At 57.0% G+C, this 25,216-nt stretch carries 17 protein-coding genes and 1 pseudogene; 14 read left to right on the top strand and 4 right to left on the bottom strand.

The features are described from left to right. Nucleotides 1-101 precede the first annotated feature (101 nt). Nucleotides 102-452, bottom strand: coding sequence for a transposase (locus tag ACVIYL_RS44865; protein ID WP_253606702.1), 351 nt, complete (start codon nucleotides 450-452; stop codon nucleotides 102-104). Nucleotides 453-570: 118 nt separating this feature from the next. Between ACVIYL_RS44865 and ACVIYL_RS44860 the strand changes: the two are divergent. Next, a pseudogene (locus ACVIYL_RS44860) lies at nucleotides 571-822 on the top strand (M24 family metallopeptidase); the annotation flags it as partial. A 396-nt stretch (nucleotides 823-1,218) separates the two neighbouring features. Here ACVIYL_RS44860 and ACVIYL_RS44855 read toward each other — a convergent pair. From ACVIYL_RS44855 to ACVIYL_RS44845, 3 genes are all read right to left on the bottom strand, one after another. Continuing rightward, nucleotides 1,219-1,950, bottom strand: coding sequence for a hypothetical protein (locus ACVIYL_RS44855; protein ID WP_456781745.1), 732 nt, complete (start codon nucleotides 1,948-1,950; stop codon nucleotides 1,219-1,221). A 393-nt stretch (nucleotides 1,951-2,343) separates the two neighbouring features. Beyond that, nucleotides 2,344-3,990, bottom strand: coding sequence for an MFS transporter (locus ACVIYL_RS44850; protein WP_456781744.1), 1,647 nt, complete (start codon nucleotides 3,988-3,990; stop codon nucleotides 2,344-2,346). 469 nt (nucleotides 3,991-4,459) lie between these two features. Further along, on the bottom strand, nucleotides 4,460-4,936 hold the full coding sequence (locus ACVIYL_RS44845) for an Lrp/AsnC family transcriptional regulator (RefSeq protein ID WP_456781743.1): 477 nt from the start codon (nucleotides 4,934-4,936) through the stop codon (nucleotides 4,460-4,462). Between the two features lie 214 nt (nucleotides 4,937-5,150). On the opposite strand from ACVIYL_RS44845, the gene ACVIYL_RS44840 reads away from it, so the two are divergent. The 13 genes from ACVIYL_RS44840 to ACVIYL_RS44780 all read left to right on the top strand — a co-directional run bounded on the left by ACVIYL_RS44840 (nucleotide 5,151) and on the right by ACVIYL_RS44780 (nucleotide 25,099). Then, nucleotides 5,151-5,510: a hypothetical protein gene (locus ACVIYL_RS44840; protein WP_456781742.1), complete on the top strand. Its 360-nt coding sequence runs from the start codon at nucleotides 5,151-5,153 to the stop codon at nucleotides 5,508-5,510. 451 nt (nucleotides 5,511-5,961) lie between these two features. Then, nucleotides 5,962-7,098, top strand: coding sequence for an ABC transporter substrate-binding protein (locus tag ACVIYL_RS44835; RefSeq protein WP_456781741.1), 1,137 nt, complete (start codon nucleotides 5,962-5,964; stop codon nucleotides 7,096-7,098). Further along, nucleotides 7,083-8,837 carry an ABC transporter permease subunit gene (locus tag ACVIYL_RS44830; protein WP_456781740.1) on the top strand — a complete coding sequence of 585 codons (1,755 nt, stop codon included), beginning with the start codon at nucleotides 7,083-7,085 and terminating at the stop codon, nucleotides 8,835-8,837. Before ACVIYL_RS44835 ends, ACVIYL_RS44830 begins: the two co-directional genes overlap by 16 nt. A 59-nt stretch (nucleotides 8,838-8,896) precedes the next feature. Then, nucleotides 8,897-9,988 carry an ABC transporter ATP-binding protein gene (locus ACVIYL_RS44825; protein ID WP_456781739.1) on the top strand — a complete coding sequence of 364 codons (1,092 nt, stop codon included), beginning with the start codon at nucleotides 8,897-8,899 and terminating at the stop codon, nucleotides 9,986-9,988. Nucleotides 9,989-10,605: 617 nt separating this feature from the next. Continuing rightward, nucleotides 10,606-11,334, top strand: coding sequence for an SDR family oxidoreductase (locus ACVIYL_RS44820; protein WP_456781738.1), 729 nt, complete (start codon nucleotides 10,606-10,608; stop codon nucleotides 11,332-11,334). Between the two features lie 263 nt (nucleotides 11,335-11,597). Beyond that, complete coding sequence (locus tag ACVIYL_RS44815; protein WP_456781737.1) at nucleotides 11,598-13,808, top strand: acetate--CoA ligase family protein; 2,211 nt, start codon at nucleotides 11,598-11,600, stop codon at nucleotides 13,806-13,808. Nucleotides 13,809-14,691: 883 nt separating this feature from the next. Then, the gene (locus ACVIYL_RS44810; RefSeq protein WP_456781736.1) at nucleotides 14,692-15,168 is read left to right on the top strand and encodes an Lrp/AsnC family transcriptional regulator; all 477 of its coding nucleotides are present in this window, start codon (nucleotides 14,692-14,694) and stop codon (nucleotides 15,166-15,168) included. A gap of 749 nt (nucleotides 15,169-15,917) precedes the next feature. Next, the gene (locus ACVIYL_RS44805; RefSeq protein WP_456781735.1) at nucleotides 15,918-17,081 is read left to right on the top strand and encodes a M24 family metallopeptidase; all 1,164 of its coding nucleotides are present in this window, start codon (nucleotides 15,918-15,920) and stop codon (nucleotides 17,079-17,081) included. Between the two features lie 21 nt (nucleotides 17,082-17,102). Next, nucleotides 17,103-18,266 (top strand): M20 aminoacylase family protein, encoded by a 1,164-nt coding sequence (locus ACVIYL_RS44800; RefSeq protein ID WP_456781734.1) that lies wholly within the window; start codon nucleotides 17,103-17,105, stop codon nucleotides 18,264-18,266. 1,075 nt (nucleotides 18,267-19,341) lie between these two features. Continuing rightward, nucleotides 19,342-20,745, top strand: coding sequence for an aminotransferase (locus tag ACVIYL_RS44795; RefSeq protein ID WP_456781733.1), 1,404 nt, complete (start codon nucleotides 19,342-19,344; stop codon nucleotides 20,743-20,745). 265 nt (nucleotides 20,746-21,010) lie between these two features. Then, nucleotides 21,011-22,450 carry an aldehyde dehydrogenase family protein gene (locus ACVIYL_RS44790; protein ID WP_456781732.1) on the top strand — a complete coding sequence of 480 codons (1,440 nt, stop codon included), beginning with the start codon at nucleotides 21,011-21,013 and terminating at the stop codon, nucleotides 22,448-22,450. A 220-nt stretch (nucleotides 22,451-22,670) separates the two neighbouring features. After that, the gene (locus tag ACVIYL_RS44785) at nucleotides 22,671-23,951 is read left to right on the top strand and encodes a methylaspartate ammonia-lyase (protein ID WP_456781731.1); all 1,281 of its coding nucleotides are present in this window, start codon (nucleotides 22,671-22,673) and stop codon (nucleotides 23,949-23,951) included. Continuing rightward, entirely contained in the window at nucleotides 23,948-25,099 is a 1,152-nt protein-coding gene (locus tag ACVIYL_RS44780; RefSeq protein ID WP_456781730.1) for a CaiB/BaiF CoA transferase family protein, read from the top strand. The genes ACVIYL_RS44785 and ACVIYL_RS44780 overlap by 4 nt, the downstream gene beginning before the upstream one ends. Nucleotides 25,100-25,216 lie beyond the last annotated feature (117 nt).

Raw genomic sequence — 25,216 nt, 5'->3', positions numbered from 1 at the left:
CGGATCTGAGCCGGCATCGCGCACCAGCGCAACAAGGCCATCGATACCCTTGCGGAAGTCGACTGGATGGCTCGCCAGGAACACCTTCACGCCGGAGGGGATCATGCCGAACGGACCGCCCGGATCACCCGCTGCAACTGCGCCTCGTCGACGTCCACGCCGGCGCGCACGATCACCTCGCCAATGGCAATCTCGATCACCGCGCCTGCCACAGGCGCCACCACACCCTCGCAACTCGAGTGCCGTGAGCGATAACGCCGCCGCTCGGCCCGAGCGTCACGGCGCCAGGCGAACAGCTGCGACGGGTGAATGCCGATCCGGCGGGCGATCGCCGAGACGCTCGCGCCAGGCTCCAGCGCCTCCATCACGACTTGGGCCTTAAACTCGTCCGACCAGCGTCGGCGAAGCTGCCGCGGCGCTCCCTCAAGACGGTCGGCGACCGCTTCGATCATATGGAAGGTTCTAGTTCCAGAACTAGGCGCAGACATAGAAGCTCACATCGGCTCACAAACTTAGCAGCCGATAGCCGATCGTTCACCCCCTCCGCCAGACGGGGTCTCCTTGCCGCTTACCATCGCAAAGCATGGGCTGAAGAAGGACTCTCGATGCGGCTACGCCCATGGCATAGATTAGTTGGAGCCAACTGCTAGCCTGCAGGATGGGGATCTGACGGAACTGAAGCCGAACATGACCTTCCATTCGATGCTGGGCAATTGGATCGATGAAGACTTTGGCTACGTGCTTAGCGAGACATTTCGGCTGACGGAGTCCGGCGTGGAAGTGTTGACCAAAGCTCGCGAAAACTTTTCGAGCTCTAGTTGAACGGCTCTGTAACAATCCCGTCACGATCGAGTTAGCGGGGATGTGGCTACTCGGCAGTCGGCGGTGGGCATTGTTCCACCCTCCTCACTGTTCCGGGTTGTGTCTGCGCCGGCTCCAACCTGCCGGCAACTGGTGGGGCATTGAAGCTTCGGCGACCGAAGCCCGTGCATGATGCCGGGAGGAGCAGTTCGCTCTTCGCCGGGTTATCAGCTTGCCGCTCGCCCGGCGGTGCTCAATTCTGTTGTGCCGCTCCTAGTACGAAGCTTCGGAGTATGAGATGCAACCACTTTTCTGGACGGATCCAGGATGGAGAACCGCCGCCGGTCTGCAGTGGCTTCGCTTGACATCGAGAAGACCTAACCGCCCGGGGGCTCCAGATGGCCTGAAAGCGCACTGTCACGCGACAGATGCGAGCGTCAAGCGACAGAGGGTCGTGATGTCGTAGATGGGCAGCTTCGTCACACGGCGCATGGTAGGCGCCACTAGCGGAAAAGCCGTGCATTCGAACAAGATCGCAGCAATCGCTGGATGCTCATTTCGAAGCTGCGCGACACGCGCGGCGACTTCCCGTTCAATCACGCTGACATCGGTCTGTGGCGTCGGACGTTTCATCTCGTTTTGCCACATCTCGCCGCCTTCGATGCCGCCAATCACAACCCGCGACCTATGGATAGGATCATCAACCCCTAACAAATCCTCGCTCAAATGCGTGGCATCTGCTGTCAGCACTGCAATCTTAGCAGCCTTCGGCAGCTGGCGAAGAAGGCTTGGCAGTAAGAGCAGGCTGGAAGTCACGACCGGAACTTTAACCGACGCGGCCACTGCGGCCTGGTGCCGAATGGAAAAGCCGCAGTTCGCCGTGATAGCGACAGCTCCCCGCTCTACCAATTTTTGGGCCGCCGAGATAAAAGCTGGCTCAAGTGCTGGATCGCCCCGAATGACGATCTCTGCCCAAGCTCCTGCGACTGTTTCCAAGATGACTGGGAAATCGTAGGAAGTCGGGTTAAGAATCGAGTGAGCGCGGGGTGCCCGAGAAGGAGCGCCGGGCGTCAACCCTTGTTCAAGATTCAGAATTCCAAGAGAAGGTGTCGGTGCCATTTGACAAGTATAGCGCCGCTTTGCTGACATATCTTCCCGTTTGAGAGTGCATCTCGCCGAAAATCTGCACCACCTTATAGGATTCTTCAGGTTTTATACGCTTGCGCTATTCGGCAGGCGCAAGCTGCAGGAGACGGTGAGACCCCAATCATTCGGGATGGCGTCCCGTGCTTTGAGCTTCAAAGTCTTAGCCCGCTTTGCAGCGTTTGAGATGGTACAACGGGGCTCACAGGCCGCTCTTGTGTTTCGCGACGCAGATGAAAGGCAGAGGCGGCGCTCACCGCGGCCGATATCGACGAGGATATCGTGCTGCAATGGCGCGCGGGATTCGCCGATAGGCAGAGGGCACTAGCCGCCGCCTTCCGTTGCCCGGGCGTGCGCCGACACACCCTTGCTTTGACTGGCCTTCTTCGACGTCCTAGCCTAGAGCTCATTCGGCGTGCAGTCGGGCACCTCTTCTCTCCAGCGGACCGATCCGAATGGGCGTTCTAGCATCCGGCGAACACGCACGGGCTCGGGCCCGACGTGGAAAGCCATCGCTTTGTCATCTAGCACGCGCTCCGACTGCGTCCACCGGTTGCGTTGGCGCAAATAATCTAGCCACGTCGGGCAATGATAGCGCTCCGTCCATAGCTCGGGGTCGGCGATGTCACGCGCAATCGACCAGCCATAGGCGCCGTTGCGTTGGCGGTAGAGCTGCATATCCTGCATGACGTTATGGAAGGCACGCGCATTCTCGGAAGCCACCCTGTACTCGAGTTCAACCACAAGAGGGCCGCTGCGGTAGGTAAGGGGAAGCCGTACCTTAGGATCGGCGAGCATCTCGGCGTCCTCTCCCCGCTCCGTGATAGACGGCATGGGCAGCCAGCGCCCAAGAACGGGCAAGAGCAGCATCAATGCAGCCGACACAAGCAGCGCGACCTCAACCCCAAGTCCATCGGTTAGCCGCCCCCACCCCCAGCTGCCGATCGCTAGTCCGCCTGAGAACGATGCCTGCCAAGCCGCAAGCGACCGACCGGCAACCCACCGCGGCGCCGACAGTTGCATGCCGATGTTGAACAATGTCCAGATTATCGTCCACACGGCACCCGCTAAAACCAGAGCTGCGACTGTCAATATCGGTTCGTGGCTGAGGGCGACCGCGGCTATGGCGCCGCTCATCGATATTGTGCAGGTCCGAACCGCAGCCTCGCTGCTCATCCGCGCGCGCAATGCACCAATGTTGAGCGCTCCCATGACAGCTCCCGCGCCGAAAGCACCGAGCATGATGCCGTACGTTTGCGCGCCTCCATGCAACAGATCGCGGGCAACCAGCGGCATCAGCGCCTGGATGCCACTGCCGACTATCCCGGTTATCATCGAGCGCGCAATCACGACTTTGATTGAGGGAGAATTGGCGATATAGCGCAGGCCGGAGACAATGGCGCGGCTTAAGCGTTCCCGCGGCAACCGCGATGGCTTCGGCACACGCTTCCACAGGAACAGCGCAGCTATCAATGGGAGATAAAGAAATGCGTTGACCGCGAAAGCCAAAACGGCTCCTGCAGTTGCAACTATAAGGCCACCAACCGCCGGCCCGAAACTCCGAGCGATGTTGTAGCTGATGCCATTGAGAGCGATCGCAGCCGGCAAGCTCTCGGCTGGCACCTGCTCGCTGACAGAAGACTGCCAGGCCGGTCCCATCAACGCCATGCCAGTGCCGACCACAAAGCAAAGCACCAACAATAGGTTTGGTGTCGTGAAGCCCAACCAGTCAATCGCAGTAAGAGCTGTGGCGCCGCAAAGAGCGATGGACAGTGCAACCAGCATTACGATCCGGCGATCACGCATATCGGCAATAGCGCCAGCCGGCATAGCGACCAACATTATCGGCAGCAACAAGGCTGTCTGCACGAGCGCCACCTTATCAGCGAATGATGTCATCTCCGTCATCGCCCAGGTCGCGCCGACGCCTTGGATAAGTATACCGAGGTTCGACAGCAGGCTCGCCAGCCAAATCCGCAGGAATGTGGGATTGTGCAGCGGCGCGGCAATGCTGTTGGACGTCTGAAAATCGGAAGGCTTTGTCATTTGGTTCGCGAACTCTGCGCGTCAATTTGATCGCAGATCGAAAAATCGTGAAACGTTGAGTCCGAATTAAACGAGCAGCACTGATGCGCTCGAATATAAAGTTTATGCGCGGTGCCGGTTTCGGATTTGCTGCCGCCATCATTGATCCGTAAACACGACATCCAAGTCTAGTGATAATCTGTCGTGCTTTAATCGGACGTTTCCCCCAGTTTTCTGATAGCCCAACGAAGCTTCTAAACAACGCAGCACTGTCATCTCTGAGCTGAGAAGAAAAACGACATCGCCTCTCTTGCAGACGTGAGCGACATCCATTCACTTGCCTAAAGCTATCATGCCCCTACGTTCTTGCGACGTTTTAACATCGCTAGACGACTCTACGACACAGATGGCGCCACTTTCTGGCGTTAAGCATGGATGAGCGACGAAAAAGAGCGGGAAGCCGCGGTAGAACGGCCACAAAGTACGAACATCAACCTTCGTCGGGAGCTTCTACCGGAATCGCAAAACCAGCCTTTACCCGGTCCATCACGACCATTGTTTTGAATCCCTTGATGTCAGGGTTTTCATAGAAGAATCGCCGGGTGAATTGCTCGTAGTCTTCCATCGTCCGCGCGGTGATATACAGGACGAAGTCAGCGTCCCCAGTGACGTAGAATCCGTTGACGACTTCAGCCGACGATCTGATCGCTTTCTTAAATCTGTCGATGATGTCTGCGCGCTCCCGCTCGAGACTTACCAGTACGAGCATTTGGATCGGCCTTCCTACAGCCTTCGCCGAAACGATCGAGACATCGGCTTCGATGATGCCGTCGGAGCGGAGCCTCTTCAAACGTCGTTGGCATGCAGTCGCGGAAAGCCCAGCAAGCTCGCCTATAATCTCAGATGTCAGGCGATTGTTTTTTTGGACAATCTCCAAAATGCGGGCGTCTATTCGGTCGTATTGCATTAATCGGGGCTCCAGTTGAATTCCGCTGCAAAATGGTGGGGTCCTGCAGGAAACCGTCCAAACGACGGTGAAAAGCGACGCAAATCTGTCTGTGACAATTAGTATCCTGATTGGCAGCAGAACTTCAACAAAATGACCGACAGAGACTTCTAAATGGTTTTCCAACTTGCTCGTCCCAAAAGTACACCTCTGCTCGGGCTAGCTAAACAACATCTTGAGAGTCCTGCGCCGTCGGGATTTTCTTGCCGGGGCCGCTCTCATCAACGGACGCCGGATCGAGGGCGACAAAAGAGATGCTGTCGTTGATCCGGCGACTGGCGAAGTCATCGCCCAAGTTGTGCGCTGCGACCAAGAACGCTTTGATCCGCAGCTCAAGGTGGGCGCCCGAATCTTCAAGGTGGTGCGCGACAGGAGATTTATTTCGCGAGCAATGTCGCATGGGGGGAGGGGGGGCATTCTGGGGTTTGCTCCACCCCTCGTCGTTTCCGAACATGAAATTGATGAGATTGTTGAATTCGCCTATCGCGCGACGAAGCAAGTGATGGACGAGCTTACGAAGGAACCTGCAATGTGAGCTCGGCTCTTGTCCTCCGATTCGAGGGGTGGGGCTAGGTAAATTCACGCGTTGGGCGCGAGAAGGAGTCTTCCCGATCACGCTGGAGCAAGGTCTGTGGCAAAAAGACCGTCCTGCGCGTCGGTGTCATGATGGGTGAGTGTGCCGGACTCTCCACTCGGTTCGAGACTATGTGCATCGAACGGTTTGCTGCAATGCCAGTTTCGCCTGTTAACGCGAGCATCAGCCCCCGGTAACGCCCGATGTTACACCGGGAGCGGCGTGGAGTGGCGTTATGTGTGCCCGCTCGCATGGCGCCATAGCCGGTTGGGCGAAATCGCAGTTGCGGTCGCGGCGGTTGCAGGTTTTCTTCGATGATCTCTCTTCCTTTGCTGTCTTTGCGCGTGAGGGTGGCGGTAGATGGTGAAAATCGTTCTGTTAAACCATGTAGTGCTGCGTCGGGAGGGGTGCCATGACCGAAAAGAACTGCCTTGGTCATTTACGTCGGGGCCTGAGCCGGCGCTCGCTTCTTGGATCGACGGCGGCTTTGCTGAGCGCGCCCGTTGTTGCGAACGCGAGCGCGGCCTGGGCGCAGGAAAAGCTTGCCGGCAGTGGGGAAGTTGTCGTCTTCAGCTACGGCGGTTCGTTCACGCAGGGGGCGCGAAAATACGTTTATGAAGCTTTCACAAAGGCGACGGGCATTGCTGTGGTCGATGTGACTGGAGATTTTGCTGAGCCTCAAGTGAAGGCGATGAAAGAAGCTGGTCGGATGGATTGGGATCTGGCCTTCATCGACGCGCAGACTTATCCGGCTATGTCCGAAGCCGGCATGTTCGAGCCCATCGATTATAGCTTGTGGGATGCGGAATCGCTGGCAGGCGTTCCGGCGGGCAATCGTCTTGAGGACGCGGCCGTCGCCTACCGGGCGACAACGGTGCTCGCATATGATGCTCGCGCCTTCCGCGATAAGGAGCCAAAAAGCTGGGCGGACTTCTGGGACCTGAAAATGCTTCCGGGGCCGCGCGGGCTCGCCTCGAACGTCCGGCACAATGTGCCATTCGCGCTGTCAGCCGATGGGTTACCGGCAGCGGATCGGTGGCCCATGACGGAGGACAAGCTCGATCGAGCTTTCAAGAAGCTCGATCAGATCAAGCCGCATATTACGAAGTGGTGGAGCGCGGGCGGCGAGCCCGTTCAGCTATTGCTGAACGGTGAACTGGAAATGACGAGCTGCGGAGACAACCGCGCTTTAGCGGCCATCCGTCAGGGGGCGCCCATTCGCATTGTTTGGGATGGTGGTAACTTGGTTTATGTGTATTGGGCGCCATTAAAAGGTGGCCCTAACACCGCGAATGCGCAGAAGCTGATCGCGTTCGTAAATCGCGCCCAAAACGCCGCCAATTTCACACTCGGGACGCTGCTTCCCGGTCCCAATACGAATCAACTTCAGTTTTTGCCATCTGATCTTCTTCCGCTGCTCAATATCAATAAGGAGGTTGCATCGATGGTGGTAGAACAAGATTCCGCTTGGCTCGCCAAGAAGCGATCCGACGGAAAGACGAATTTGGACCACCTCCAGGAGCGCTGGCTATCATGGCGGGCACAATGAGTTCCATCGTAGTCAAAGACCAGGCGCAATATTCGCGGCCTTGGCCCACGCCGTGGGCCTGGCTCTTGCTGCCCGGCAGTATCTTCCTCGTGGTGCTCTTCGTCGTGCCGCTCACGGGGCTTCTGTTGCTCGCGTTTGGGATGCCAAACTGGACTCTGTCGAATTTCACTCGCATCGGCGACACCCCCGTCTATCTGACCGTGATGCGCAACACGCTAGAGATCAGCGTTACGGTCACTGCACTCGCCTTCGTGCTTAGCTATCCCATCGCCTACGCTCTCACGACGGCCGGCACAGCGTTGCGTACCGTTCTGCTTATTGGAGTCGTGCTGCCTTACTTCACCAGCACACTGGCGCGCACCTTCGCCTGGATTGTCCTTCTCGGGCGCAATGGCGTCATTAACCAATATCTGCTTGAACTCGGCTGGGCGTCTCAACCAATTGCAATGCTCTATAACCGGTTCGGCGTGATTCTCGGCATGACCCACATCGTCATGCCCATGATGATCCTGCCGATGTACACGGTCATGTCCAGCATTGACCCGAAGCTGATGCGCGCTGCTAGGGCCAACGGAGCAAGCCCACTCGCGGCTTTCCTCACTGTCTTTCTGCCGCTTAGCCTCCCGGGCCTGATTGCAGGGGTGCTGCTCGTCTTCATCTACTGTCTTGGCTTCTACATTACACCAGCCTTGATGGGCGGGTTGTCAGACGTCATGATCACGATGGCGATCAGCTCTCAGATCCTGGAGCAACTCAATTGGAATTTCGGCGCTGCGCTTTCGGTCGTCCTTCTGATGGCTGTCCTGAGCATCTTGTGGATTGGCTCGCGCTTTTTTCCAATTGAGCAACTTCTGGGTTTCTCCGATGGCAAGCTCGGTTCGACCCTTGCCCGCCGTCAGATAGGTGCCAAAATGTTGATGAGGATCGGCTCGGCGGCAAACGCTCTTGATCGCTGGATTCCGTCGATGGGAGGTCGAGGTGTCCCGATCCTGGCATGTTTTCTGGCTGTGCTTCTCCTGCTGCCAGTCCTGATCGTTGCATATCTGTCATTCAGCGCCTCGTCCTACTTTGTCTTCCCGTTGCCAGGCTACTCGCTGCGCAACTACGAAGCCTTTCTTTTCGATACGCTGTGGGTGCGCGCGACCTTCACCAGCATCCGTATTGCGCTGATGGCGGTTGCAATGGCGACTACGCTGGGCGCCATGCTAGCTTTCGGTCTGTCGCGCGGCGCCATGCCGGGGCGCGGAGCAATGGTGGCTCTTCTGCTCTCACCGATCATCATGCCGACTGTTATCGTGGCCGTCGCGACCTATTTCCTCTTGGCGCGGTTCGGACTGCAGGGCACCGAGTTCGGCCTGGCGCTCGGACATGCGGTCCACGCCATCCCCTATGTGGTGGTGATTGTAGTTGCCAACCTGCGGGACCTCAACCCGAGCTACGAGCGGGCGGCTCGCAGTCTTGGTGCCGGGTCTTGGGCGACCTTTCGTACCATCGTCGCCCCGCTCGTCACGCCGGCGCTCATCGTCGCCAGCTTCTTTGCTTTCCTGACCTCATTCGACGACGTCGTCTACGTGCTGTTCCTTGGTATCGGAAAGATAACGACCCTGCCGATGCGCATGTGGGAAGGAATCCGGCAGGACATTAGTCCCACCATTGCTGCTGTAGCCACGCTACAGATGCTGTTTGCGACAATTGTGATTGTCGTCGGGACCCTGCTCAAGCGAAAAAAGAGCGCCTGACGTCCTGTGTGGGCACAGGCAATCGAAGCCAAATGATAAATTGACACTAGGGAGCTGAAATGTTGATGAAAGCGACCGCGAGCGGCACTGATGTGAAAACTGGAGGCATCGCCCTGCGTAACCTGCAGAAGCGTTACGGTAGCGCGATCGCCGTCGAGGATGTCAGTCTTTCCGTGTCACCCGGCGAGTTCATCTCGCTGCTTGGACCGAGCGGATCGGGAAAGACAACGACTCTGATGATCATTGCCGGTTTCGAGCTGCCGAACAGCGGTCAGGTCCTGCTCGACGAGAAGGACATCACGCACCTGCCGCCTCACCGCCGCGAGCTCGGCGTGATCTTCCAGAACTATGCCCTGTTCCCACACATGACGGTGGCCGAAAACGTTGCGTATCCGCTTCGGATGCGACGTATTGGAAAGGCTGAGGTCGAAACACGGGTGCGGCACATCCTCGATCAAGTGCATCTTGGCGCCTTGGCCTCGCGCTACCCCCACCAGATGTCGGGCGGTCAGCAGCAGCGAGTGGCGATCGCTCGCGCTCTGGTTTTCGATCCACCCGTTCTACTCCTTGATGAGCCTCTGGGCGCGCTCGACAAGAAGCTGCGCGAGCATCTGAGGAACGAGATCAAGACCCTGCACAAGGAGGTCGGCAAGACAATGATCTACGTCACGCACGACCAAGATGAGGCGCTTGCCATGTCCGACCGAGTTGCGGTGATGCACGAGGGCCGCATTCGCCAAGTCTCGGCCCCGAAGGACATCTATCGCAGGCCGGCCGATTTGTTCGTCGCGGGTTTCGTAGGTGAAGTCAATTTAATACCCGTCAAACTCAAGTCCGGTACCGTGCAGGGTCCCGCCGGCGAAACCCTGCCAGGCCCGACCTGGAAGGATCCCGACAGGGACGCGACGCTGTGCGTGCGGCCTGAGCATATGCATCTCGAAACGAGCGCCGCCGGCGCCCCCGGCGGAATGGAGGGGCACATCACCGGCATGACGTTCGTTGGCGATGCGACAATCTTCGAATTCAGGAGCGAAGGCGGACTACAGCTGATATCGAAGGTGCTGAACGTAACGGCAAAAACAATGCCCGAGGTCGGCGATGCCTGCGTCGCGTCGTGGGCGGCGAACGACGCAACAATCCTCACAGAATAGCTTGCTGAATTTTGCTGACGCGTGCCGCCCATTTTGTATATCGCCAGCTCCGCGTTCAGTAGTTTCCGTGGACAGAGTTCCGCAATTCTCTCGACGCGATTGAGGCCCCGACACGTGCGATCTCAATCGCGTTATGGACTGCTACGCACAAAGCCTGATCCGCAACCGACTAGACAGGCTAGAGCCTGCATTCGAAAAGAGATTAAATCGCCCATGGCTAGTGATGAACCGACCAGGGGGACGCCTAAACTCCCGGTCACCCAAGAAGACGCGATGACCAGCATTTGCGATAACCGCACAGCCATGGTGGTGTGCAAGACCTATCGAATTTTAGCCGGGATGGCGCATACCACGAGATTTACGCGGAGCAATAACGACAAGGCCAGCAGTTCGGTAGAGAACACCTATCTCGCTTCGAACTGACAGTCAGCGCTCGTGTTTTTTTGTCCGCAGAATATGCGCGTCCCTTGGTGGCAGTTTTGCCGCCACCATGCGTTGCCTTTCCTGCTATTGTATCCCGTAAGAAGCTTGATGAGGAAGGGTTCTGCGTTTGAATTGATGTTTCGAGGATTGGCGACGGCCGACATAACAGCAAACAACCTTGGGATTTTCGTTACATGACTACAGTTCTGATTACGGGTGCGAATCGAGGAATCGGCCTCGTTCTTGCGAGGCAATACGCGGTTGATGGTGCCGAGGTCATTGCCTGCTGCCGCGATCCAAGAAGGGCCGATGAGTTAAAAGATCTTGTCGCCGCGTCTGCGAATCGTGCGCGGATTGTGCAGCTTGACGTGAGCGACGAAGTGTCGATTGCGTCGCTTAAGCGCGCGCTAGCCGATCAGCCGATCGACATCCTCATCAACAATGCCGGGATCAATGGCACACCCAAGGATCAGTCGCCCGATCGCATCGACCCCGAGGGTTGGATCACCGTGTTACGTGTCAATGCTCTCGCTCCGATGCTCATCGCCCAGGCGCTTCGAGAGAATCTGTTGCGCGGACGCGAAAAAAAGCTGGTGGCGATCACTAGCGATTTTGGATCCGTTAGCATCGACTGGCCTCCTACCTCAAACGCCCGCGAGAGATATGCCTACCGCGCCTCAAAGGCGGCTCTAAACAGCGGAATGCGTGCTCTCTCGCGAGACTGGGCAGGCGATGGTGTTCTGGTGGCGTTGCTCAACCCAGGCTTTGTCCGAACCGACATGACCGGCGCGCGGGGGGCCGCATCCGCCGCGTCAATTTCCGCAGAAGATAGTGCACGCGGCCTGATCTGCCGGATCGCCGAGCTTACAACCGCTACAAGCGGGGCCTTCCTAGACTACCAAGGCAACACAATTCCTTGGTGACAGGTATCTGTGATGCTATCGCAAGTGGAAGTCTATCCCGTCGACCTCAACAGCGCCTTTCAAACCGCAGGGTCGAGCGGCCGTGATTCCTGCGCCGACACGCATCGTTGATGTTAGGGGTGGTTTGGCAGATCGAGTGCCGGCGCTTCACCCGGCTGACGAGATGACGGTGCCCGGCATCGGCCCACTGTGGCTCCCCGCGAGGCTTCCTCTGGGCGATAAGGTTGTGGAACTAGAGCGGAAAACAAGAGGACGGGTTGAACATGCCAGTTGATCGTGTGCTGAATCACGAGAGCACTCAGCGCGATATGGCCGAAAGGATCGGCCGGCTTTTTCGGCCGGAATCCGTCGCAATCGTGGGCGCCTCACAGAAAGGAGGATTCGCCACCGAAATCCTTGCGAACATCAAAAAATGGGACTTTTCGGGCGAGCTCGTTGCGGTGAACCCTCGCTACGAGCAGATCGAGGGCGTGCCGTGCTTTCCGAGTTTGTCGGCGATACCTCACCCGGTTGACCTCGCCATCATCGCCATTCCAAGTAGGGCTGTTCCCGCAATACTTGAAGATTGCGAAGCTGCGGGAGTGCGAGCGATTCAGATCATCTCAAGCGGCTTTGCTGAGCAGGTCGGGGAAGGGATCACAAAGCAGAGCCGGCTCACGGAGTGGGCCGAACGGACGGGCATCCCGGTCGTCGGTCCAAACTGCTTCGGCTTGATGAACGCGGCTAATCGGCTGATGGCGGTCCCATTAGACTTTCACACGATGAAGGCGGGCGGAATTAGTGCCATCCTGCAGAGTGGCACCCTCGTCTACAGCCTGTTAGTGCCTCTACTGGCTCGTCAGATTGGTATCGGGCGCGTCGTTACAGTTGGTAACGAAGCCTGCCTCGATGTGGCGGATTTCATCGACTACTTTGTCGATGAGGCCGACACCCGCGTCATCACCTGCTACTGTGAGCAAATCAAGCGCCCGCTGGAGTTCATCAAGGCGTGCGAGCGGGCCGCCGACATGGGCAAGCCGATCGTGATGATCAAGGTCGGCCGCTCCGAAAATGCTCGCCAGGCCGCCTTGGCCCATACAGGCTCGCTGGTGGGCTCGGATGTCGCGATCAATGCCGTATTGAAGAAGCTCGGAGTGATCCGGGTCGATACCGTTGATGATCTGATTGAGACTGCGGCTGCGCTCTCCTCGGCCAAGCGGCCGCTCGGGCGGCGCGTGGCGTTCGCCTCCCTTTCCGGCACCGCCGCTAGCATTTTAGCTGACTTCGGCGACTCCTGCGGCATCGAATTCCCACCGCTGCCAGCACCGGTGAAAGCTCGGCTTGAGGTAGTTTTTCCCGAGTTCGGCAACTTGAGCAATCCGCTCGATCTCACCGCGCAAGCCGGTTACGATGCACGCATTATCGATGAGTCATTAGACGCGCTCGCCACCTGCGGCGCTTATGACGTCGTCGTCTGGGGGCGTGGCTTTCCTACGTGCCTGGATATGCGCTCGGTCGCTGGCCAAGCGCTGACGCGAGCGGCGGCGGCGGCTCCAGAGGTGGTCTTCTCCGTGATGAGCCTCGCTGGGGGCCATTTCTATACGTCTCTCGATCCGAAAGTTCCGATGCTCGATCCTAAGGCCGAGTTCGACGGTATGCCTTTTCTGCAGGGAATGGCTCCCGGGCTGAAGGCACTCTCTGCTCTGATGACCTATGCGGAGTTTCTTCGCGACCGCAAGCTTGGCGATCGCCTGTCGAACCGATGGGGCCGGCGCAGCGCCTACTATTCTGAGGCGGTGCGCATCATCCGCGAGGCCAAGGGGGACGTTCTGACTGAGCGTGAAGGCAAGCGTTTGCTCGCGCTCTACGGAATTCCAGTCACACGCGAAGCGCTGGCCACGCGAGCCGATGAAGCCGCCCGCATCGCGCAGGGTCTCACGTTCCCTGTGGCGATGAAGATCGAGGCAGCCGAGATTGTGCACAAGACCGACGTGGGCGGCGTTGTCCTGAACGTCTCTTCACCCGAGCAAGCATCGGCGGCGTTCGACGAGATCGTGGCTTCAGTCCGGTCGCACCGCCCCGAAGCGCATATCACTGGAGTGGTAGTGCAGCAGATGGCCACGTCCGGCCCCGAAATGATGCTCGGCTCGACTTTTGACCGACAATTTGGCCCGGTCATCGCCTTCGGTTTGGGCGGAATCTGGGTTGAGGCGCTCAAGGACGTGCAGGTGCTGCTGCCACCCTTCGATACGGAGGATGTCAAATCAGCGATCGGACAGCTGCGCGGTGCGAGCGTTCTGCGCGGCGCGCGGGGAGGGCCAAAGACGGACTTGAACGGATTGGCCGAGTGCATCGTCCGGTTCAGCACACTCTGCACCGATCTTGCCGACGAGATCGGTGAGATCGACATCAATCCCGTTATCATTTCCGCCAATGGCGCCAGACTAACAGCCGTTGACTGCCTCATCACCAAAAAGAAGCTCAAAGAAGTTTAAGGAGGAAGGGGCTATCTCTAGCCGCTAGATACGATTGGTCAAGATGCTGCCGAAGGCGAACATACCTCCGCCCATGAGGAGACACGCCGCTCTCAGCGAGCTGTGGGGTTGGCGAGATTTGGGTCAGCGACGACCGTTGCTCGGTCTTGTTCTCCTTTCCCAAGAACCTAAACGGGGCGACGGCTCTACAAGTGTGGCGAAGCCTTGGTGTAGTGAAAGATCACCGTGGCAATCGATTATGAGCAGCTGATGGCCGTGAGAGTCTCGGCAAGAAGACAGCTACGGCACCGGGGGCCTGACCCTCTAGGCTCTTGACATCGGCATGGGAGCTGATCCCATGCACGACAAAGAGTTCTCTGTCGTAAACAAGATTGCGCTACCGGCGCCGTCTGAGCTGGGTTCGCTGAACCCGTTGAAATGAATCTCACCTCCGTCGCCTCGGAAGCCGAGCGTGACATCGCATTTCACGACGCGTTTGCGCTACGCATATCGTGACCCGGTGCTCCGTGATTGAGGTGTACGACAAAGGCAAGCATGAAGGCGCAATCATACATTCACCCGCCTCCCGGATCATGCGCGTTTCTCATATCCGATATCCAACGTGAGTTGCGGCAGTCGTATCGCCCCGCTACCAGATTCGAGAACTACCGCCTGGAACTGGCGTTCGCGGCGCGTCAAGCTGCCTAAACGCAGCCCGCAAAGCAATCCAATTACGGACCGTGAGGAGGACGCGTATTGGCGGGGTTTCGCGCTGTCATTGGTTGAATGCGCTCGGCGTTCAGGATAATGTGACAAACAGATTTGTGTCGCTGTTTGCTGTCATTCGAATATTTTCCTGCATTGAACAGCTGTTTCTCGATGAAGGTTACCGGGAGGGGCCCATATGCGATACGACCGAATAGATGCTCGCATTCTCGAGATCGTGCAGAAGAACAACCGTCTTACCTCCGACGTGATCGGTGAGATGGCGGGACTTTCTGCGACCGCGTGTCAGCGACGGCTGAAGAGACTCCGTTCGGACGGCCTCATCGAGGGCGATGTCTCAATCGTTTCGCCGAAGGCGGTAGGAAGACCCATCCAAATGCTCGTGTTTGTAAATCTGGATCGGGATAGTCCTGACATAATGCAGAGATTCAAGAAGGCTATCAAATCGTCGCCTGAAATCGTAAGTGGCTGTTCCGTCACCGGCGAACCTGATTTTCTTCTCTACGTTACCGCGCGGAGCATGGAAGACTATGATCAGTTCACTCAGCGGTTTTTCTATCAAAATTCAGACATCAAGAGCTTCAAGACGATGGTGATATTAGATCGCGTAAAAGCCGGCTTTGCGGTTCCGATTGAGGTTCCGTGCGAGAGTTGAGCCTGATTAATTCGGTACTCCGGGAGCCGGCAAATTAGACTTACGTGCGAGGAAGCTTAGACTTAGCTGAGGTGGCCACAGTGGTGCGCTAGGTCTCTTTTCATCGACTTGGCCAATCGATCTGCTGCCGCTCCCAGGGAAAGTCGAGTAGCTTCGAAGCAGTAATTTGCAGCTTTGAGATGGCCAGACGCACAGTCAGAGCCAGGTAAGCCCACAGACAAGCATCAAGCTACATCCGCGACGCGGTGCCGAAAAGAAACGAACTCTCCGCCTCCGTTCGTCTTATCTCGGTTATCACGCTGTCGATGCGGATCTGCCAAGTCTCTTGACGTCTATCGGGATCGCGGGACGGGTGACTCTCGGACGGAACCATTTTCGTCAACGTTGCTGAATCGAATTGCCCTTCATGTGCGCCAGTTGTTTGGAGAGCCTCTCTAAGGACTTCGTCCTCGATATCTTTGAATAGAATACTCAATGGAGGGTATCCAAGGGATCAAGTATTGAATCTGTTGCACATTTAAAGAAGCCGGCCTCTTGACGGGGACTTCCGCATTGTGATGCCGCTTTGCTCGATGAGCAACTGCTGCGGCGCCGAGCTCGTTACATGTAATCAGCCGGGAGCGGACATGTCGCGATTTTGGGCGTGAAAATGGCTAGGAGCGCAGCAATGCTGCGGATATGCACCGAAGAACGCACGATACCAACAGAAATGCAAATCTAATGTCCCCAGAGAGCAATGGAGACAATATATGGCCGCAACGTCGTCCGCGATTCCTTTGACCGGTATCGCATTCCCGAAATCCGAGTATGAGCGCCGGCAACAGAAGTTGTTCGAGGCGATGGCGCGGGCGAAGTTGGACGCGCTTGTAGTCACCGCCCATGGTCATCTCTTGTATCTCTCTGGATACAACGGAGGTGGCGGTTACTTCGCGCCGTTCCCGTTGATCCTCGTCCCGGGGCGGGCTCCCACCTATGTAGTCAGAGACTTCGATACTCAAGCGGTTCGCGCGAATAGCTGCGTCGATGATATTGTGGGGTATACGCAGCAGCCGGACTTCGCAAAAGTATGTGCCGACGTACTTCACCGAAATGGCTTGCAGAACAAGCGAGTCGGTTTTGAGCTTGGCTGCTGGAATCTCGCTCCGAACGATGTGTATGCGCTTCAGGCCCGGCTACCGGACATGAAGGTCGCCGATGCCACTCACTTGGTTGCATCAGTGGCGGCGATCAAAAACGATCTGGAGCTCCAGGTCATGCGAGATGCGATGGTTATTACCGATATCGCTGTGCGGACCTTTCAGGCCTCACTGCGCGACGGCATCACTGAGATTGAGGTGTTGAGGGCGATCGAGACGGAGGTGGAAAAGGCGGGCGGGCAACTTCGACCGCCCTCAACCAATCTCCTGTTTGGCGATAGGACGAAGTTGCCGCATGGTGCCCCAAGCAAGCATCCGCTCAAGAATAACCAGCCTGCGTATATGGAAATCGGCGGCATCAAAAATGGCTATGCCGCGGGGATCATCCGCAGCGCGGTGCTAGGACGGCACGCTGAGACAGAGGCTCTGCACGAGCTGGCGGAAGAGTCTCTTGAGGCTCTAATCGCCGCGATGAAGCCGGGTGTCACGGCAGGAGCGGTCAATGCCGCCGCGCGTAAGGTGATCGACAAATCCGGACGCCCGAACGCCCTTCGAAGCCGCACCGGATATCAAACCGGCATCAACTGGACAGAGCGGGGCAACATAAGCCTCGAGCCGGATGCTGCAGATGTTCTTGAGGCCGGAATGACGTTCCACATGCCGCTCCTTGTGTTTGGGGAAAGCGGTTATTTGTTTGGGACGAGCGAGCATGTCGTAATCACTGAGCGCGGCGCCGAAATACTCAGTCGTACGTCGCACGCGCTCTATCGCGCGTGATTTGAAACTTGAGGGCTGGACATGAACGGCATTGAAACTTTCCGGAGTCTGCAGGACGAGGCGACCGCGTGGCGGCGTCACCTCCATGAAGGTCCCGAATTGGATTATCGGGTACACAACACGGCAAGCTTCGTAGCAGAGAAGCTGGCTTCCTTCGGCATCAATCACATCGAAACGGGAATAGCTGAAACCGGTATCGTGGCGTTGATTCAGGGTGTGGGTGGAGAAGGGCCGACAATCGGGTTGAGGGCAGACATGGATGCTCTGCCAATACTTGAGGCATCTAATAAACCATGGTCATCGAAAATACCGGGCAAAATGCATGCGTGTGGTCACGACGGTCACACGGCCATGCTGCTGGGCGCCGCAAAATATCTTGCGAATACGCGCAAATTCAGGGGAACGGTCGCCTTGATCTTCCAACCTGCGGAAGAAGATGGGCGCGGTGGCGAAAAAATGGTCCAGGAAGGAATCATGGACCGATTCGGCATTTCCCAAGTGTTTGGCATGCACAACTTGCCAGGCATGGATGTCGGCAAGTTCGGTATTTGCGAGGGCGGAACGTTGGCGGCGCTTGACGAATTTGATCTCATCGTGAAGGGCAGGGGCGGCCACGCCGCTCGGCCACATGATACGATCGATCCTGTTGTCATCGCAGCCCAGATCATCTTAGGCTTGCAGACGTTGGTGTCGCGCAATACCAACCCGCTCGAGTCGCTCGTAATCTCGGTCACTAAATTAAGTGCCGCACAGGCCTACAACATCATCCCCTCTCACGTTGAAATGAGCGGTACTGTCAGAACCCTCGTGCCCAGCTTGCGTGACTTCGCCGAACGACAGATTCTGGCGTCTGCACAAGGTATCGCGCGCGGATTTGGAGGGGACGTCGAGTTGAAGTACCGTCGACTTGAGCCCGTCACCTTCAACCATCGGGATGAGACTAATCTCGCGATCAAGGTGGCACGCGGTCTCGTGGGGGCCGCGTCGGTCGACGATAAGCTGAAACCGCGAATGGGATCTGAGGACTTTGCGTATATGCTTGAGGCGCGCCCTGGAGCCTTCATTTCTATCGGCAATGGATCGAGCGCAGGGTTGCACAACCCAGCGTACGATTTCAACGATGAAGCCCTGCCATATGGCATTGGGTATTGGGTGAACTTGGTTGAGACGGTGCTGGCTGCCTGAGTTTTGGTGGGCGCGAGCTGGTCGGGTGCGAAGCGAAGGGCATCCAACCAGTTCTGCCCCGCCATCTATGGAGTGCAAGATTTAGGTTTGACCAAATTTGAATGGCTTCGGAATATCGTTGCCTGGGGAAATCCTGTTACCGCCGTGTACCCGCGCGGAGTAATGCAGTGTCCGCCCCTGAATTTGACTTTAGTAAGAGCATAGCTCCTACGTCCTCGACCGAGCACAACTGTTCCCGATACTGTTGCTGGCACGTTCGAGAGGTGCCCTCCCTGGGCGTGGTGACCTCACGATCGAAACCTGATCACTGAACGTCGTTTTCAATCCAAGAGCGCGTCGAGCGTTGCCAGCATACACGTTGATACGTGGGGACGGTCGCTTTATGTCGTCCGAATGGTCGTCCATTGTGAGCACTCTTGTCGAAGATGACTCTTCTAACGGTGCTCCTAAGAGTGCACACAAACAGTTTGAAGGCTCTTATCGCCTCGTTTATGTTCGGCTCCATTGGAGACTCCGTCGCTGTTTGCCTCCATCCTTGGCAGAGCGACGCGAATCTACTGCGAATCTATGATTGCGAACTGGTGACGCGGGACACTAGGTCTAACGGATCTCACCTTCGTCCGAGGGGAAAGCCCAAAAGATCTGCTCCATGCTGCGGATCTGGCAACTCGCGATGTATAGCTAGCGATCGTCTAGCAAACGCTCTCTAATGACTCGCGATGTTAAAGCGATAATTCATTACGGGCGCTGCGGAAGCAGTGCTTTGCTTCAATGGGTTTGCGTGCAAGCTTTGGACAACATCTTCGAAGCGCTCGAGCAGAAACTCGCTCGCCAGAGAATTAGGTTGCGCCGTCGCGGCGTCGCGCACCGGCCGATACCTCGCGCCGGTAACCAAACTCCCTGGGCGCGGGATCCGTGGCTGATGCGACCGAGAATACGCTAGCTCGCCAAAGCGTCGCATCAGCCCCACTAGGAGCAGATTTTCGGCCGTAAGGTGCAGAAAATCAGGGACATTCGGCTTCGAGCGCCGCGCATAGTGTGCACACCGATCTGCGCGCTCATCAGGAAGCATATAATGACCATAAACATCAAAGAAATCAGCCAAAAGGACAAAAACTCCGTCCTGCATCCTTTCACGCAGCTCAAGGACTTCGCTGAAGGCAGGCTTGGGGAGCCGACGATCATCGAAACTGGTAAGGGTATCTGCATCCAGGACGCCCATGGTAACCAGCTGATCGACGGGTTCGCGGGAATGTACTGCGTCAATGTTGGTTATGGTCGCACCGACGTGGCCGACGCCATTTCGCGTCAAGCCTACCGTCTTGCGTACTATCATTGCTACGCCGCGCACACCACGGACGAGCTTGCGATCCTCTCCGATCGGCTTGTTAAGATGGCGCCCGGAAAGATGAGTAAAGTCTTTTACGGTATGTCTGGCTCGGACGCCAACGAGACGCAGGCCAAGCTCGTCTGGTACTACAACAACCTTCGAGGCCAGCCCAAAAAGAAAAAGATCATCTCCCGTGAACGTGGCTATCACGGCTGCAGCGTCCTGTCTGGCTCGATGACGGGCATGAGCTTTTACCACGACTACATGGATCTGCCGCTGCCACATATTGCGCGCGCAGGAGCCCCGCATCACTATTGGGGGGCGAACCCTGGCGAGACCGAACGAGAATTCTCGGCCCGCCGGGCGGTTGAGCTTAACAAACTCATCGAAAGCCTCGGCCCGGAAAACGTGGGTGCATTCATCGCTGAGCCGGTGCTAGGCACAGGCGGCATTACACCGCCTCCGGAAGGCTATTGGGATGCGATCCAAGCGGTGCTCAAGAAGCATGATGTACTACTGATTGCTGACGAGGTAATCACCGGCTTTGGCCGCACGGGTTCAATGTTCGGCTCTCAGCATTACGGAATTGAGCCGGATCTGATCACGGTGGCGAAGGGGCTGACGTCCGGTTACTTCCCGCTCTCGGCTGCAATCGTCGGAGAGAAGGTCTACAAAGTGTTCGAGGAGGGCGCTGACAAGGTCGGTGCATTTTCGCACGGCTACACTTATTCTGGTCATCCGATTGGCGCGGCTACAGCAAATGCGGTTCTCGATATTGTCGAGAAGGAAAACCTTCCTGGCAACGCACGCGAAGTTGGTGGCTATTTCCAAGCTCAACTCAGGGAGAAGTTTGCGCAGTTGCCGATCGTTGGCGAAGTGCGTGGCGTCGGCCTGATGGGGGCACTCGAATTTGTCGCTGATCGCGATAGCAAGAAGCGGTTTGATCCATCGCTCAAGATTGGTGCTCGCATTTCCAAGGCAGCACGCGACCGTGGACTGATCGCCCGCCCCATGCCGCATGGTGACATTCTTGGCTTCGCTCCGCCGCTCGTGACCACCAAGGGTGAAATCGATCAGATCGTATCGATCGCCGAAAGTGCAGTTCGCTGCGTGATGGATGAGCTCGTGCGAGCCGGTGAGAGGATCTAAAGAATGGTCGCCGCAGCTACCCCTGGCACCATTCAAGGGAACGATCACTAATTCCTTTGAGAGTTGGCTCAGTTGGCAAGGGCATTCGAGGTGATGGACTGCTCGCTTTGGCTAGATGCTGCAGGGTAACATCGTTGTCTCAATCACCGATCTTGCTGAACGTACAGGCGGATCAAGTGCCGGCGTATCCACCCGAGCTATGTTCAAGTGCGAACTTGAGCGTGTTCATTTACGATAAACTTCAAAACGGATCGACGATCGACGCATGTCCGATAGCATAGGTTACAAACTCTTCATCAATGGGGCATGGCGTTCAGGCGGTAACGGCACTGATCTGGCCCTTATCAACCCCGCCACCGAGCAGGAATTCGGGCGTGTGGCTATTGCATCCTCATCAGATCTCGACGATGCGTTGGCATCTGCGCAAGCCGGCTTGCTGCGCTGGTCCAACACTCCGGCCACTGAACGGGGGGCGCTTCTCGTTCGTGCGGCACAAATTCTAAAGCAGAAAATCGATGCTGCGGGGGCAGCGCTTTCCAGAGAACAAGGCAAGACCTTGGCTGAAGCGAACGGAGAGTACGCGCGCGCGGTCGAAACGCTGGAATGGACAGGTATTCACGCAGAAGAACTATCGGCCCCATTTCCGATAGACGAGAAAAGGGTAATCGCGCCGGAGGCGATTGGTGTAGTTGCTGCGTTCGCGCCGTGGAACTATCCTGCCGTCCTTAACGCGCGGAAACTTGCCGCCCCTATCGCAGCCGGTTGTCCAGTCATCCTGAAGGCGGCCGAAGAAACCCCAAGCGCGGGCACTTTTATCGTCGAGGCCCTACACGAGGCGGGCATTCCGCCTGGCGTTGTGAGCCTTGTCTTCGGACATCCGCCAATGATTTCCGAACACCTGCTCGGATCACCCATTGTCCGAGTTCTCTCGTTCACCGGATCAACGCCGGTTGGCAAGCAACTTGCCAAGATCGCGGCGCGCAATCTGCAGCGATGCGTTCTTGAGCTCGGCGGCCACTCCCCTGTCGTAGTGTTTGAAGACACAGACATTTCGAAGGCAGTTTCAGCAATAACGAGCTACAAGTTTGAGTGCGCAGGTCAGAGTTGCAACGCTCCTAGCCGTATTCTGGTCGCGAGACCGGTTTACAAAGACTTCCTAGCAAAACTGGTCCAGGCCGCAGAAAAGCTCAAGATTGGCCCACCCGACGATCCTGAGACGGACATGGGACCGATGGCCAACGCGAGACGGCTCCAAGCCATGGAACGGCTTACGAAGAATGCCCTCGAGCGCGGGGCAAGGGTCGAAACGGGTGGTAAGCGCATTGACCGGCCCGGGTTTTATTGGCCACCTACAATTCTGAGCAACGTCCATCCTGAAACCCAGGTGCTTCACGAAGAACCCTTCGGACCGATCCTTACGGTTGCCCCATTTGGCACGATTGAAGACGCGATTGCGGAGGCAAACGCGACTGAGTACGGCTTGGCGTCCTATTTCTTCAGCGACTCCCCTGACATTCAGCGGCGAATGATCAGCAGTCTGACGGCGGGTACTGTGAGCGTGAATTTCCTCAAGGGAGTGTCTGCGGACGCACCAATGGCTGGCGTCAAACAGAGCGGCTATGGCTATGAGGGTGGCGTGGAAGGGTTAAGGACTTTCCAAAATCTTAAGCTCGTGAACTCAACCCATCCTATGTCCCTCGCATGAGTCGCCGGATTCGCCTTGAGAATGAACTAATTCCATCCTGTGGACGCCGCCCAAGCACGCAACCGGCCGCTGAACTATCTCAAGCAGAAGTGGCGTGTGAAAAGAGGGCCAGGACCTTCCAAATGCTCCCGATGAATGCGGGAGCGGCTGCCGCATTGGTGACTGGACCGATCTCGTCGCTTCTTCGGTACTCCAACAAAGACATAAGATCGAGTGCGTGATGACAAGCTCTCCCACGGTAAGAGACGTTATTCTGGCTCCCGGCAACGGAAGCTTCTTTTATGACGATCAAGCCGCAATACGGGCCGGCGCTGCCCATGATGGTTTTCGATACGTTGGGCCGCCCCTCACTCCAGGGTTTTCCGCTATCCGTACGCCGGCGCGTTCGCTGAGCATCGGTCTCATGCTCTCGGATGACGTCATCGTGTGGGGCGATATGATGAGCGTACAATATTCGGGTGCGGGCGGTCGTGATCCGCTCTTTCAGGCCGATACAATCGAAGCGATCACCAGATCGGTCGTTATTCCACGGCTTCTCGCGGTCGACGTGTCCAATTTTCTCGATGCCTGCAAACGCGTCCTCGCATACCATGAGAACAAGCGACTACCTCTCGCGATCCAATATGGCGTGAGCCAAGCCTTGCTGCGCGCTGCCGCGCATATCGCCCGTACCACCCCTGCCGAGGTGATCTGCTCCGAATTTTCCTTACCATTGCCGGAGAGGCCGGTTCCGATCTACGCTCAGAGTGGGGATGCAAGAGAAATCAATGTCGACAAGATGATTCTCAAGTCTGTCGATGTGCTTCCGCATGGATTGATCAACTCGCGTGAGAAGTTCGGCACATCGGGCGAGACCTTTCGCGATTTCGTCAAATGGGTCGCCAAGCGCACAACTGAAATCGGACGGCCCGGCTATCATCCTGTGTTGCATTTTGACGTTTACGGTTGGATTGGTCTCGAGATCGGTATGGAGGCGGCAAAAATTGCCGATTTCATCACGCGGGTTGCAGATGACGTTCCCGGATACCGGCTTCATATTGAATGTCCGGCAGATTTTGGATCAACGGAATCTCAGCTCGAAGAATACGCCAAGATTGTTGCGCTTCTCGACCGGCGTGGCACAGAAGCCAAGATTGTTGTCGATGAACGATGTAATACGCTCGACGACATCCGGCTCTTCGCCGAAGCAAAAGCGGCTCACCTAGTTCAGATCAAGATGCCTGACGTTGGGGCGATCGCCGACAGTGCCAGCGCCGTTTTGGTCTGCAAGAAAAATGGGGTCGGTGCATATGTTGGTGGGAGCTGCACCGAAACAGACTTGTCAGCGAGGACCGCGGTACATGTCGCAGTGGCTACACAGGCTGACATGATGCTCGCTAAACCTGGAATGGGCGTCGATGAGGGCCTCTCGATCGTCGGTAACGAGCAAAGCAGGCTGCTTTCCATCCTCAAATACCGACGCTCCCAATCCGTTCGGAATATTGCGGCGGCATCCGCATGAGAAGAAGCCTTGAGGGTATCACCGTCGTTGCTGTCGAGCAGGCGGTGGCCGCGCCTTATGCTTCTTCCCGGCTTGCGGATGCCGGTGCGCGTGTGATCAAAGTCGAACGACCCGAGGGAGACTTCGCGCGAAACTACGACAGGCTCGTTCACGGGCAGAGTGCCTATTTTATTTGGCTAAATCGGGGGAAAGAATCGATTTGCCTCGACCTGACCGTTGCGGAAGATCGCGTAGTTCTTGATGCGATGGTTGCTCAAGCCGACGTTTTCATTCAGAACTTGAAACCAGGCAGCATCGGAAAGGTTGGCTTTGGCTCCGCGGATCTTCGCAAGCGCTTTCCGCGCCTGATAACCTGCGACATTTCTGGATTCGGCGGCGGCGGTGCTTTGTCGCATTTGAAAGCGTACGATCTGATCGTGCAAGGCGAGACTGGGCTGTGCTCCATTACGGGGACAGCGCACGGGCCCGCAAGGGTCGGCGTTTCTGTTTGTGATATTTCAGCCGGTATGACTGCTCTCAATGCTATTTTGCAAGCGCTGTTTCAGCGTGAGCGCACTGGCGAAGGAACGAGTATACAGGTCTCGCTTTTTGATGCCATTGCGGACTGGATGAATGTTCCGGTGCTTCAGTTCGATTACAGCGGCTATCACACTACGCGGGCGGGAGTGAATCACCCGTCTCTAGCGCCATATGGAGCCTACCGCTGCGCCGATGGCAAAGACGTAATCTTCTCCGTTCAAAACGATCGCGAGTGGATTAACTTTTGCACGAAATTCCTTGACCGACCGGAACTCGTCCGCGGGCCCGGCTTCGCCGATAACATGGCGCGTATCAGTAACAGAGCTAATCTGGATGAAATCGTCCTTGATCGATTTGCGCAAATATCGAGCGACGAGGCGATGCGCCAGCTGGAGGCCGCGGGACTTGCGTATGGGCGACTCAACCAGATAGAGGATGTGTCTCAGCATCCACATCTACGACGGGTACCGGTCTCTACGCCGGCAGGCGATATTCAGGTGATTGCGCCAGGCGCGATCTTTGATGAAGAAAAGGCGCCGCCATTGCGACCTGTTCCTGCACGTGGAGCCCATTCTGAGGTATTGCGGAGGGAGTTTCGAGCTTCCTACCGACAGCGCGGCGGTGGTTAGTCATTCTGCAGGTCGCCTTCGCGATAGGGGATGCATCCAAATCGATCGCACCACTTCGGCCGCACATTCCAGCTCCTCAATGCGCACCAAAGCCGCTGCTTCAATGGTCACAAACTC

Source organism: Bradyrhizobium sp. USDA 3315 (assembly GCF_054056795.1).
Note: the sequence above shows the minus strand (reverse complement) of the source record. Positions and strands in the feature narration are given on the sequence as shown.

Coding starts and splice junctions, on each gene's coding strand:
- ACVIYL_RS44865 (WP_253606702.1), bottom strand. CDS start 452: ATGATCGAAGCGGTCGCCGACCGTCTTGAGGGAGCGCCGCGGCAGCTT.
- ACVIYL_RS44855 (WP_456781745.1), bottom strand. CDS start 1,950: ATGTCAGCAAAGCGGCGCTATACTTGTCAAATGGCACCGACACCTTCT.
- ACVIYL_RS44850 (WP_456781744.1), bottom strand. CDS start 3,990: ATGACAAAGCCTTCCGATTTTCAGACGTCCAACAGCATTGCCGCGCCG.
- ACVIYL_RS44845 (WP_456781743.1), bottom strand. CDS start 4,936: ATGCAATACGACCGAATAGACGCCCGCATTTTGGAGATTGTCCAAAAA.
- ACVIYL_RS44835 (WP_456781741.1), top strand. CDS start 5,962: ATGACCGAAAAGAACTGCCTTGGTCATTTACGTCGGGGCCTGAGCCGG.
- ACVIYL_RS44830 (WP_456781740.1), top strand. CDS start 7,083: ATGGCGGGCACAATGAGTTCCATCGTAGTCAAAGACCAGGCGCAATAT.
- ACVIYL_RS44825 (WP_456781739.1), top strand. CDS start 8,897: ATGTTGATGAAAGCGACCGCGAGCGGCACTGATGTGAAAACTGGAGGC.
- ACVIYL_RS44820 (WP_456781738.1), top strand. CDS start 10,606: ATGACTACAGTTCTGATTACGGGTGCGAATCGAGGAATCGGCCTCGTT.
- ACVIYL_RS44815 (WP_456781737.1), top strand. CDS start 11,598: ATGCCAGTTGATCGTGTGCTGAATCACGAGAGCACTCAGCGCGATATG.
- ACVIYL_RS44810 (WP_456781736.1), top strand. CDS start 14,692: ATGCGATACGACCGAATAGATGCTCGCATTCTCGAGATCGTGCAGAAG.
- ACVIYL_RS44805 (WP_456781735.1), top strand. CDS start 15,918: ATGGCCGCAACGTCGTCCGCGATTCCTTTGACCGGTATCGCATTCCCG.
- ACVIYL_RS44800 (WP_456781734.1), top strand. CDS start 17,103: ATGAACGGCATTGAAACTTTCCGGAGTCTGCAGGACGAGGCGACCGCG.
- ACVIYL_RS44795 (WP_456781733.1), top strand. CDS start 19,342: ATGACCATAAACATCAAAGAAATCAGCCAAAAGGACAAAAACTCCGTC.
- ACVIYL_RS44790 (WP_456781732.1), top strand. CDS start 21,011: ATGTCCGATAGCATAGGTTACAAACTCTTCATCAATGGGGCATGGCGT.
- ACVIYL_RS44785 (WP_456781731.1), top strand. CDS start 22,671: ATGACAAGCTCTCCCACGGTAAGAGACGTTATTCTGGCTCCCGGCAAC.
- ACVIYL_RS44780 (WP_456781730.1), top strand. CDS start 23,948: ATGAGAAGAAGCCTTGAGGGTATCACCGTCGTTGCTGTCGAGCAGGCG.